This is a genomic window from Succinispira mobilis DSM 6222 (genome assembly GCF_000384135.1).
GTDB lineage: Bacteria > Bacillota > Negativicutes > Acidaminococcales > Succinispiraceae > Succinispira > Succinispira mobilis.
This window is the reverse complement of sequence record NZ_KB913028.1, coordinates 548,876-561,408: the sequence shown is the minus strand read 5'-3', so window position 1 is coordinate 561,408 and position 12,533 is coordinate 548,876. Positions and strand designations below refer to the sequence as shown.

Genomic DNA, 12,533 nt, shown 5'->3' with positions numbered 1-12,533 from the left:
TGCCTAACTTTTATTACGCTCTTTCATAAAACGCTCTACTTCGCGTTTAGCATCACGCTCCGCCATATCTTGGCGTTTATCATGAAGTTTTTTACCTGTTGCTAACCCTAAGGCCACTTTAACTTTACCGCGCACAAAATATAATTTTAAAGGAACTAAAGTAAAACCTTTTTCTTTTATTTTCCCCATTAATTTATCTAACTCGGCACGATGCATTAATAATTTCCGTCTTCTTAGCGGTTCATGGTTAAATATATTGCCTTGTTCATAGGGACTGATATGCATCCCCTCAATATACAACTCATTATAGCGATCAAATTGCGCATAGCAATCCTTTAAATTGGCCTTACCCGCGCGCAATGCTTTAACCTCTGTACCCGTAAGTGCTATTCCGGCTTCAAAGACTTCATGGATATGATAGTCATGCCTTGCTTTTCTATTTTCAGCAATAACTTTAATCCCCTGTTCTTTCAAGCAAATCACCTACCTCTTGTTCTTTTTACTTTTAACTGGTTTTCCCCCAGCTGGCTTACGATTAGATGTTTTGCTAGCACCTTTTGCTGTGGACTTTTTCACAGTCGTTTCAGTGCTTTTAGCGTTTCTATTTGGTTTGCTAGTTGTTTCGGGACTATCTTGGCGTTTTTCACTGGAAAATCTACTACGACTCGTCCGTTTGGCTCCAGTTTCTTCACTGAAATAAGGATTATCAAACCCATCTTTCGACTCACGCGCCTCAGGCTTTTTGATAAATTTATCCATACTGCCTTTATTTTTCGGGCTGGATTTTGGCGTTTCCCAACCACTAGCTTTTTCAGATTTTTTACGTTTATCAATTGCAGTTGGCTTATCTTTTGCTTTAGTTTTAGTAGGATAAGCTTGACGTTTTTCAGAGTTTGTAGCAGATTCATCATTGCGAGAAGTGCGACTTTCTTTGCGAGCTTCTATTGCCGCTGTTTTTTTCTTGCCTTTTTTCTTGGCCGCTGCTTTACCTGCTGCCAACAACATTTTTTCCCGATTTCCCGTTGGCGAATTAGCTTTTAAAATTAATTTATCTTCTAAACTCGTCCCAGCTAATACAAAATCTATATTGCGTTCTTTAACATTTACTTGTAAAACTTCAATCCGTACTTTATCACCCAAGCGATAACTATTTTTCAAACGCTCGCCAATTAAAGCATAACGTTCTTCAACATAAATATAGTAGTCATCTAGCAACGCGCCCATATGCACTAAGCCTTCTACACCATTATCCAACTCCACAAAAAAGCCAAATGGAGTTACTGAAGAAATCGTGCCTTCAAACTCTTCACCAATACGATCATACATATATTCTGCTTTTTTATAGTCAACGGTCATGCGTTCCGCTTCTGCCGCCACCCGTTCTTGCAAAGACGCCCTCTCTGCAATTTCAGGTAAAACTTGGCTATAATGCAGCATTTGTTTTTCTGGTAACTGACGACGATATTTAAAGGATTCGCGCAAAAGTCTATGTATCATTAAATCGGGATAACGTCGAATCGGGGAGGTAAAATGCGTATAAAATTCTGCGGCCAAACCAAAATGACCTAAGTTTTCCACTTGATATTTTGCTTGTTTTAAAGAACGTAACATTACGGTAGATAGCAACCTAGCTTCTGGTTTTTCTTCCGCCGCTTTTAGCGCTTGTTGCATAGCTTTCGGGGTTACATTTTCCTGATATTCTAATTTGATGTTAAAGTTATATAACAGTTTTTTCAGAGCAAAAATCTTTTCTTCATCAGGCAATTCATGCACCCGATAAATACTTGGAAAATTTAATTTGCTTAAATGTTCTGACACTGTTTCATTGGCCACAAGCATAAATTCCTCGACAATGCTCTCGGCAATCGAGCGAACTCTTTGCACTATATCAATTGGTTTTCCATCTTTATCGAGCTTTACTTTTTGTTCAGGGAAATTAAAATCAACTGCGCCCCGCAACATTCTTTTATCGCGTAAAACTTGGCACAATTCCCGCATTTTCAACAATTCCGGATAAATTTCTTGATAAGCTGCTTGATCAATTTCTTCATTTTCTAAGAGCTTGCGCACTGCTGTATATGTTAAGCGTTGTTTTACATTAATTAAGGCTGGAAACACTTCATAATTTACAACTTGGCCTTGTGGATCAATTTGCATTTCACAAGCCATAGCTAAACGGTCTACCCCCGCATTAAGACTACAAATTCCATTAGATAGTTGCACTGGTAACATTGGTAGCACTCTATCAACTAAATATACACTAGTAGCCCGTTCCCGCGCTTCCAAGTCAATTGGACTTCCTGCGGGCACATAGTAACTAACATCGGCAATATATACACCTAATTTATAGTTGCCATTCGCTTGTTTTTCTACTAAAACAGCATCATCTAAGTCTCTAGCATCCTCACCATCAATCGTTACAATCGGCAAGTGTCTTAAATCACGGCGCCCATGATGTTCGCTTTCGCTAACTTCCTTAGGAACATTTTTAGCCGCTTGCAAAATATTTTCCGGGAAATTTATTGGCAACCCTTGTTGGCGAATAATCGATAAAATCTCAATATCTTTATCGTCACTATTGCCCAAAACTTCTATTACACGACCTTCAGCATTTTTTCCTGCTTCTGGCCACTTTATAACCTGAACCACAACTTTTTGCCCATGTACCGCTTGGTTAAAGTGTTTTTTTGCAACAAACACGTCGCCTAGTATTCGTTTACTATCTGGCAAAACAAAAGCATATGCCCCAGAAATAATAAATGTGCCCACAATTTTATCATTAGCGCGCTCTAAAATGCTTACAATTTCCCCTTCTGGTTTTTTGCCCACAATATTACTTATTAAGCGAATTAATACTTTATCGCCATTCATTGCCGTATTCATTGCATTGGCGGGAATAAAAACATCGGAGGTAATCTTGCTTTTATCATCTAAAATCACAAAGCCAAAACCTTTGGCATTGCTCTCAATTTTCCCTATTAATAAAGCCTCTTTATTTTTTTTATTTAAAGTAACTAAGCCCTTTTTAGTAGGTTTAATCCGCTGTTGTTTTTCAAGTGTGCGCATTAACTGCCAAAATTCTTCTAAGCTTTCACCTTTTATTTTTAACTCTCTCGCTAAATCTTCTGGATATTTCTCTTTGCCATCCAAAGCTGCTAATATTTTTTCTAACATTATTCTGCACCTAACATAACTTTTGCCGTGCCCTGTGCCACTAACACATTTTCTTGCACTTGGTAAAGTTTGCCTTCCATTTCATATAAATTTGCCTTATGTTTACTCACTGTTGCTTCCACACGCAGTTGTGCCCCGATTTTCACAGGTTTGCGATACCGCACCTCTAGTTTAGCCGTAAATGCTGCTGCGCGGCCAGTTAAATGCAATACGTAATTAACCATGACTTCATCTAATAGCGTGGCGATAATTCCACCATGTAGCATTTCGTCATAACTTTGGTAATTGGAGCTAGGTGTAAACAAAGCCTGATATTTTCCTTCATTTTCCACAAACTTTAACTTCAAGCCAATTTCATTGTCCTTACCACAGGCAAAACAATTGTTATATTCACGTACACTCACTCACATCCGCCTCCAAAAAATCGAGTATTTGCTCTGCTACATACTCCCGTTCCTTATCTAAGACCAGCATGTGTCCTGACTTTTCTAACCACATTAATTTTTTATAGTCGCTTGCCAAATGGCTATATATATAATTTGCGCTTTCAGGCTTAATGGTATGCTCTCTAATTGATTGACCAATTAAACACGGCGTCGTAATCTCTGGCAAGAGTTTTTTCACTACTTTTACCAATTTCAAGACTTGCGTTAAGCCGCGCAAAGGTATCTTATCATAACCGATACTGTATTCGGCCTCAAATTTACGGCTTTTTTTGCTAATATAATTATTGAGAATTCTGTATAGACCCAAAAAAGGCACTCTTTTGTCTTTGATAAATATTGGTGCTGATAATGAAACTACTTTGGCAATTGGCAATTTATGTGCTAATTGCAACGCCAACAGACCACCTAAAGAAATCCCCACAACATTAACTTCATAACATAACTCCCGTAATATATAGTAAGCATCTTCTACGGCACTTGTCCATTCTTGATGGCGCACACAGTTTAAATCCTCAACTCTAGTGCCATGTCCCGGTAGTCTTACGGATAATACAGTAAAATTATTTTCATGTAAATAATCTGCTAACAACTTCATTTCTGCCGGCGAACCCGTGAAGGTATGTATTAACAATACACCTCGCTTGCCCGCCGATAATAGGTAGGGTTCAGCTCCCTTTTCTATACCCAAAAGTACATCATCTCCTTTAAATATAAACAATCTATAAACATTATATCATTTTATCCCCAATAAAAAAAGCAAGAGGACAAATGCCTCTTGCTAATTTCACATTTAGTTAAGTTTATTTAAATAAATGTGTTAATACTCCACCATATTGTGCAATTACTGGTGCAAATACCAATGACACGATAGTCATAAGTTTTACTAAAATATTCATTGCTGGACCTGAAGTATCTTTAAATGGGTCACCAACAGTATCCCCAACAACTGCCGCTTTATGCGCGTTGCTACCTTTACCGCCATGTGCACCTGATTCAATATATTTTTTCGCATTATCCCAAGCACCACCGGCATTAGCCATCAAAATAGCTACAAGTACGCCAGCTGCTAAAGCGCCGCCAAGCATACCACCTAGTGCTTCTGCGCCAAATAACATACCCATTACAAGTGGTGCAGCAATCGCCAAAATACCTGGCAACATCATTTCATGAAGTGCTGCTGCCGTAGAAATATCTACGCATTTACGGTAATCTGGAGTACCTTTACCTTCTAATAGACCTGGAATTTCTCTAAATTGTCTACGAACTTCTTCAATCATTTCAAATGCGGCTTTACCTACAGATTCCATAGTCATAGCCCCAAATACAAATGGAAGCGTTGCGCCAATAAATAAACCCACAAGTGTTAATGGATTTAATAAGTCAATTGTATTTAAACCAACGATTTGTGCATAAGAAGCAAATAATGCTAGTGCAGTAAGTGCTGCTGAACCAATCGCAAAACCTTTACCAATAGCCGCTGTAGTGTTACCTACAGAGTCAAGTTTATCAGTGATTTCCCGTACTGATGGAGGCAATTCTGACATTTCAGCGATCCCGCCTGCATTATCAGCAATTGGACCATAAGCATCAACCGCAACAGTAAGACCAGTTGTAGACAACATCCCTACTGCAGCTAGAGCAATACCAAATAGACCCATACCTACGTCTTGTGCGCCACCCATAGCGAAGAAAGAAATCAAAACCCCAGCACAAATACATACCATTGGCCATAAAGTTGAATACATCCCTACAGCTAAACCTGAAATAATTGTCGTTGCTGGACCAGTTTCAGATTGTTGGGCAATTTTCTTAACATATCCATAATCGCCAGAAGTATAGATCTCAGTAATTTTACCAATCATCATACCCACTACTAAACCAGCTGCGATTGCGTAAAATGCTTTGAAATCACCAAAAATTGTAGTACTCAAATATGCAGCAGCGGCAATTACTAGCGTACCGCCAATATAAGTTCCCATATTTAAAGCTTGTTGTGGATTGCTAGTTTTCATGTTTCTAGCAAAAACAATACCAATTACAGAGGCTACGATCCCAGCTGCTACTAGTGCAAATGTGAAAATTGCACCTTCGCCACCTTTATATACAATTGCACCTAAAGTAAGTGCAGAAATAATCGCACCAACATAAGATTCAAATAAGTCAGCACCCATACCCGCAACGTCACCTACGTTATCACCTACGTTATCGGCAATAACTGCTGGGTTACGAGGATCGTCTTCAGGGATACCAGCTTCAACTTTACCTACAAGGTCAGCACCTACGTCAGCAGCTTTAGTATAAATACCGCCACCTACACGGGCAAACAAGGCAATTGAGCTTGCACCTAAACCAAAACCAGTGATAATATTTGTATCACCTTTAAATACCATAAAAGCAATAGCTAAACCTAAAATACCTAAACCTACTACGGCAAGACCCATTACTGCCCCACCAGAGAAAGCGATTTTTAAAGCTTCGCTCATCCCATGTCTAGCTGCTTCTGCAGTACGCACGTTAGCAATAGTTGCCACTCGCATACCAAAATAACCAGCCAAAATTGAAAAAATAGCTCCTGCTACGAAACATACTGCTGTTTCAAAACCAATAAATCCGGCAATAATTGCCGCAACTACTGCTACAAACACGAATAAATATTTATATTCGCGATTCAAAAAGGCCATAGACCCTTCAGAGATGTAGCCAGCAATTTCTTGCATACGCGCATTACCTGCACTTGCACGGCTAATAGCTAAATCCAATAAATAAGCTACAATAAGTGCTACTAGGCCGATGGCCATAGCTAAAAATAAAAAATTACCCAAAATTATTACTCCTTTCAAACTTGTTTTTTAAAAATTAAAAGCTTAATTAACATGTAATCAAGCTGCTTAAACAATTAACTAGTGATTTTTGCCAATAATAGTGTTACGAGCCCAAACAGCGAACCAGTAATCATCGTTACTCGTGCCAACATAGCATCACTGCTTTTTGCTTTACCAGTAAAAAGTCCTTCGCTCCCACCACCTAAGGCCCCAGCTAAACCTGAACTTTTGCCAGATTGTAAAACTACCGAAATTATCAAAATTACAGCCAGTATAGCATCTAATATCATTAAAGCGGTTTCCACGCAAATCCCTCCCTACTACTCATACCTTTATATTTTAACACATCAAGTCAAGCCTTACAATTAACTTTATGGTGTTTTTATGCTTTTTTAGAGCTTTTTCTGTAATAAATTTAACAAAAATTTTTTTATCTCAGCTCATAAACTTTATCAACAAGTTTTACCCATATTATCCACAGTGTTATCCACATTTTTTTGTATTTTTTTGTTGTTTCTGCTTTTTTCCTATTGTGCATAACTTTTATGCTTTATTATTTAGCTGTTTTCTGCTAAGTGCTTAAGAGCCTAACGCTAATATCTTAGCCAGCTTCAACTAATTAACAACTTAATTAAGTTTAATTTTTCTTGCTGCCAGCAATTTTTTCTAAAAAACGGCTGTAGCTATTTTTTCACCCTAATTTAAATTTAGGAATTTTTCTCTAAGGGTTGTAAATAATCAAAAAGGTCCTCGATAGCTAAGTTTGAGGTACCTGCTAAATTAAACAGCGGCTCTATAATATATATTGTGTGCTAGGGAAATTTTCTGCATATCACAGCATATTTTTTATAGAAAAATGAGCATGATCTTGAAAAATCCTTTCTGATAAAGTTGCGAAATCGCTCAAAGGTGGATTTTCAAATCATGCTCAATAAAAATAATTATACACAAAAATTCCTAGGACTGAAATAGTACTGGAATATGTCGTTATAACAAAAATTCAATGGCGATTCAATGAAACTTAAAGCTTCATTGAATCGCCTATAATATCCCTTATCTGCCCTTATTGTGCTGCAAAAACTTTAATCTTTTTTGCCTAATTAGATAATATTATAAAAAACTTTTAAACCACGGTATTCCGCCACACTACCAAGTTCTTCTTCAATTCTTAGTAATTGGTTATATTTAGCTACACGATCCGTACGTGCTGGGGCGCCAGTTTTTATTTGACCAGCATTTAAAGCTACGGCAATATCGGCAATTGTAGTATCTTCAGTTTCACCTGAGCGATGTGAAATAATACAAGTATATCCTGCCCGTTTCGCCATTTCAATCGCATTAAAAGTTTCCGTAATGCTACCGATTTGGTTAACTTTAATTAAAATTGCATTAGCAGTTTCTTTTTCAATCCCTGTGCTCAAGCGCTCTACGTTAGTTACAAACAAATCATCGCCCACAAGTTGTACACATTTACCTAATTTTTCTGTAAGCAACTTCCAGCCTGCCCAATCATCTTCGGCTAAACCATCTTCAATCGATACAATTGGATACTTATTAACTAACATTTCATAGTAAGCTACCATTTCTTCAGAAGTTTTAACCACGCCTTCGCCTTCTAAATGATATTTACCATCTTTATATATTTCTGTCGCCGCTACATCTAAGGCAATCATAATGTCTTTGCCTGCCACATAACCTGCTTTTTCTGTAGCTTCTAAAATAACTTTAATCGCATCTTCATTAGACGCTAAGTTTGGTGCAAAGCCACCTTCATCACCAATAGCGGTGCTCAAACCTTTAGATTTTAAAACGCTTTTTAATTGATGATATATTTCAGTATTCATGCGTAAAGCTTCGCGGAAACTAGTTGCGCCCACGGGCATAATCATAAATTCTTGAATATCCACATTATTATCAGCATGCTCGCCACCATTTAGAATGTTCATCATAGGCACTGGTAATTCTTTAGCATTAACGCCACCTAAATATTTATATAAAGGTAATTTCAAAGCTTTAGCTGCAGCTTTAGCTACGGCCATCGATACGCCTAAAATTGCATTAGCCCCAAGTTTACTTTTATTAGGCGTGCCGTCAAGTGCCAACATTAAATTATCAATTTCCACTTGTGCTGTTGCATCTAAACCCACGATTTCTGGAGCAATTACTTCATTGACATTTTTTACAGCTTGTAATACGCCTTTGCCCAAATATCTCGCTTTATCGCCATCACGCAATTCTACCGCTTCATAAGCTCCAGTAGACGCTCCTGAAGGAACTTGAGCGCGTCCGAAAGTGCCATCTTCTAAAGTTACATCTACTTCTACTGTTGGATTACCGCGTGAATCTAAAATCTCTCTTGCATATACATCAATAATCATACTCACTGTTACCACATCTCCTAAACTTATTTTAATAAACTTGTACCGCTCATTTCTGCTGGCTGCTCTAAAGACAATAGTTGTAAAATCGTCGGGGCGATATCAGCTAAACTGCCCGTTCTTTGCGTATCTAACTGCAACTGTTCCCGACTTAACAAAAGCAACCTTACTTGATTGCTAGTATGCGCTGTATAGGGCTGTCTAGTTTGTTCATCTTGCATATATTCTAAGTTGCCATGATCCGCGGTAATTAAAATTTTATAATCAGCCGCTAACAATTTCTCAACTACTTCGCCCACACAAGCATCTACAGCTTGCATCGCTTGAATACCTGCTTGATAATTACCTGTATGCCCCACCATATCCGCGTTAGCAAAATTCAAAATTATTGTATCATAATTTTTCGCTTGTACCAACTCTATTAAGCGCTCTTTCACTTGATAAGCACTCATTTCTGGCTGCAAATCATAAGTCGCAACTTTAGGTGAAGCAATTAAAACTCGCTCTTCAAGCGGATTAGGTGCTTCCACGCCGCCGTTAAAAAAGAAGGTAACATGCGCATATTTTTCTGTTTCCGCAATTCGCAGTTGCGTTTTTCCAGCTTTAGCTAATACCTCACCTAGGGTATTAGTTAAATTCTGTTGCGCATAAGCCACGGGGGCACAAATAGTTTTATCATATTCTGTCATACACACAAAATTCAAATCGCCAATTAACTGACGTTTAAAACCTATAAATTCCGGATCAATTAAGGCCCGCGTAATTTGTCGCGCCCGATCAGGTCTAAAGTTAAAGAAAATCACACTATCACCGCTAGTAATGCCCTGCGTAGTTGCTGGTGCTATTACACAAGGTTTCACAAACTCATCATAGATTTGTTGCTCATAAGCAGCTTGCACTGCGTCTACGGCAGTTGCATAAGCTGGAGCGGAACCTGTAAGCGCCTGATAAGCGAGCTCTACCCGTTCATGACGTTGATCGCGATCCATCGCATAATAACGTCCTGCCACCGAAGCTATCGCTCCGACACCTATTTCCGCTATATGCGCCTCTAAATCTTGCACAAAACCTAGACCACTTTGTGGGGGCACATCCCGCCCATCTAAAAAAGCATGGATATATACTTTAGGCACTTGCATTTGCTTAGCTAATTTTAATAAAGCATATAAATGCGTATTATGACTATGAACCCCACCATCTGATAACAAACCCATTATGTGTAGCGCTCGGCCTTTATCCACAGCACTTTGCATCGCTTGGCGCAATTGTGGATTTTGATAAAACCCACCTTCGCGAATATCCTTAGAGATCCGCGTCAATTCTTGGTAAACAACACGCCCAGCCCCAATATTTAAATGTCCGACCTCGGAGTTACCCATTTGCCCCTCTGGTAACCCCACTGCTTCTCCAGAACAATTTAACAAAACTTGTGGATATTGCGCCTGCCAAGCTGTTAAATTCGGTGTAGAGGCATTGTCTACAGCATTATAAGCATAGGACTTACCTACACCCCAGCCATCTAAAATCAATAATGCCACTTTTGCTGCCATATTTTAGTACCTCACAATATTCGCAAAGCTTTCAGCTTGCAAACTCGCACCACCTACTAAAGCGCCGTCAATATCAGCCGCCGCCATTAATTCGGCAATATTTTTTTCATTAACACTACCACCATACAAAATGCGGATATTCCGACTGGCAATTTCACCACAGTTATTTAAGAGATAGGTCCGAATAAAACTAGCAACTTGCGCTGCTTGCTCAGCCGTCGCTGTTTTGCCTGTACCTATTGCCCAAACTGGCTCATAGGCAATTACCATATCTAAAAGTTTACTACTATCTAAATTAGCTAAAGCCGTTTGCAATTGCGCCGTAATCACTGCTTCAGTTTGTCCAGCCTCACGTTCAGCTAAAGTTTCGCCTACACAAAGTACTGGTTTTAAGGAGTAATTTAAGGCCGTTTGCAATTTTTTAGCAATTGTTTCTAAATTTTCCCCAAAAATATGGCGTCGCTCTGAATGTCCAAGTAACACATACTCACAGCCAATATCTTGGAGCATTTTCCCAGAAATTTCACCCGTAAATGCACCTTCTTGCGCCCAATGCATATTTTGCGCTCCATAACCCACATGTTTGCCATCAATCGCATCGGCAATATTTTCTAAAGCTGTAAACGGTGGGAAAATTACTACCTCTGCTAAAGCACCATTAGTCAATTGCACAATTTCTTTCGCTAATTGTACACCCTCAGTTACCGTTTTATGCATTTTCCAATTCCCAGCTATCAAAGGTTTGCGAATTTCATCTAAACAATCTATTCCAGGTAAAATTTTGCCTTCTAAATATTCTAAAGATGCGCCGCCACCAGTGGAAATATGCGTTATTTGTTCAGCTAAACCTAATTTTTCAATGGCCGCAACGGAGTCACCGCCACCAACAATGCTAATTGCCCCCGAACCAGCTACCGCATGCGCTACAGCTTCGGTACCACCACAGAAAGCTTCCATTTCAAACACACCCATTGGCCCATTCCAAACAACCAACCGCATACCTTCTAAGGCTTTTGCGAACAATTCCCGACTTTGTGGCCCAATATCTAAGGCCATCCAGTCTTGAGGAATTTCGCCAATAGCACAAGCATGGTGTTGCGCTTCGGCACTAAAGCAATCAGCTACAATCATATCTACTGGCAAATATAGTTTTACGCCTTTAGCTTGGGCTTTGCTAATTAGTGTTTTAGCTAATTCATATTTATCTTCTTCTACCAAAGAACGACCCATTTTAAAGCCTTCAGCGGCTAAAAAAGTATTGGCCATGCCGCCACCAATAACTAGTACATCCACTTTATCTAATAGGTTTTCAATAACCCCAATTTTATCGGAAACTTTCGCCCCACCAATTATCGCCGCAAAAGGTCGTTGTGGATTCGCTACTGCCCCACCAACAAATTGAATTTCTTTCTCTAATAATAGTCCCGCTACACTTGGTAAAAAATGAGCGACTCCTTCCGTAGAGGCATGCGCCCGATGGGATACGCCAAAACCATCATTAACATAAATATCTGCTAAAGTTGCTAAATCCTCGGCAAATTCCCAATCATTTTCTTCTTCTTCTGGGTGGAATCTTAAATTCTCGAGCATTAAAATATCGCCTGCAACCATTTTGCCTGCTAACTCTTGCACTCTTTCGCCTAGGCAATCAGATGCAAAAGTTACTGGACGACCTATTTTAATTTCTAAATGTTTGGCAATTGGCGCTAAACTATATTTTAATTGAACTTTACCTTTAGGACGACCTAAATGTGAAATCAAAATAACACTTGCACCTTGTTCTAACAAATAGTTGATTGTGGGAATTGAAGCCACAATCCGCGTATCATCTGTAATTTGTTCATGCTCATCCATCGGCACATTATAATCAACCCTCATTAAAACCCGTTTACCCGTAACATTAATATCCCGAATCGACTTTTTATTCATAATTCCATCCCTTCAAAATTCTCTCTATCTTTATAGTTTCTTATAAGCTAACTAGTAACTACGCCAAAATAGCTTAGCTGTACATAATTTTTTTCAAAAAAGGAACCACCTTAAAGTAACTATCTTCACATTTGGTATTATTTAGCCAATAACTATCTACACCATATAATGCAGATAGTTATTGGCTAGGGAGTTCTAGTTACTCCCTATACCAATATAATTAATTTATCTTGT

At 38.8% G+C, this 12,533-nt stretch carries 9 protein-coding genes; all 9 read right to left on the bottom strand.

Annotated features, from left to right (window positions below):
- Nucleotides 1-3 precede the first annotated feature (3 nt).
- Nucleotides 4-474 carry an SsrA-binding protein SmpB gene (gene smpB / locus SUCMO_RS0102745; RefSeq protein ID WP_028953841.1) on the bottom strand — a complete coding sequence of 157 codons (471 nt, stop codon included), beginning with the start codon at nt 472-474 and terminating at the stop codon, nt 4-6.
- 9 nt (nt 475-483) lie between these two features.
- Nucleotides 484-3,174 carry a ribonuclease R gene (gene rnr / locus SUCMO_RS10235; protein ID WP_019878916.1) on the bottom strand — a complete coding sequence of 897 codons (2,691 nt, stop codon included), beginning with the start codon at nt 3,172-3,174 and terminating at the stop codon, nt 484-486.
- Nucleotides 3,174-3,578, bottom strand: a complete 405-nt coding sequence (locus SUCMO_RS0102735; protein WP_019878915.1) for a PaaI family thioesterase — start codon at nt 3,576-3,578, stop codon at nt 3,174-3,176. The genes rnr and SUCMO_RS0102735 overlap by 1 nt, the downstream gene beginning before the upstream one ends.
- Nucleotides 3,565-4,308 (bottom strand): alpha/beta hydrolase, encoded by a 744-nt coding sequence (locus SUCMO_RS0102730; RefSeq protein ID WP_019878914.1) that lies wholly within the window; start codon nt 4,306-4,308, stop codon nt 3,565-3,567. The genes SUCMO_RS0102735 and SUCMO_RS0102730 overlap by 14 nt, the downstream gene beginning before the upstream one ends.
- A 112-nt stretch (nt 4,309-4,420) precedes the next feature.
- Nucleotides 4,421-6,442: a sodium-translocating pyrophosphatase gene (locus SUCMO_RS0102725; RefSeq protein ID WP_019878913.1), complete on the bottom strand. Its 2,022-nt coding sequence runs from the start codon at nt 6,440-6,442 to the stop codon at nt 4,421-4,423.
- A 74-nt stretch (nt 6,443-6,516) separates the two neighbouring features.
- Entirely contained in the window at nt 6,517-6,747 is a 231-nt protein-coding gene (secG, locus tag SUCMO_RS0102720) for a preprotein translocase subunit SecG (protein ID WP_019878912.1), read from the bottom strand.
- A gap of 795 nt (nt 6,748-7,542) precedes the next feature.
- The gene (gene eno, locus SUCMO_RS0102715) at nt 7,543-8,826 is read right to left on the bottom strand and encodes a phosphopyruvate hydratase (protein WP_019878911.1); all 1,284 of its coding nucleotides are present in this window, start codon (nt 8,824-8,826) and stop codon (nt 7,543-7,545) included.
- A gap of 20 nt (nt 8,827-8,846) precedes the next feature.
- Nucleotides 8,847-10,370 carry a 2,3-bisphosphoglycerate-independent phosphoglycerate mutase gene (gpmI, locus tag SUCMO_RS0102710; protein ID WP_019878910.1) on the bottom strand — a complete coding sequence of 508 codons (1,524 nt, stop codon included), beginning with the start codon at nt 10,368-10,370 and terminating at the stop codon, nt 8,847-8,849.
- Between the two features lie 3 nt (nt 10,371-10,373).
- On the bottom strand, nt 10,374-12,299 hold the full coding sequence (gene tpiA / locus SUCMO_RS10230) for a triose-phosphate isomerase (RefSeq protein WP_019878909.1): 1,926 nt from the start codon (nt 12,297-12,299) through the stop codon (nt 10,374-10,376).
- Between the last annotated feature and the right edge of the window lie 234 nt (nt 12,300-12,533).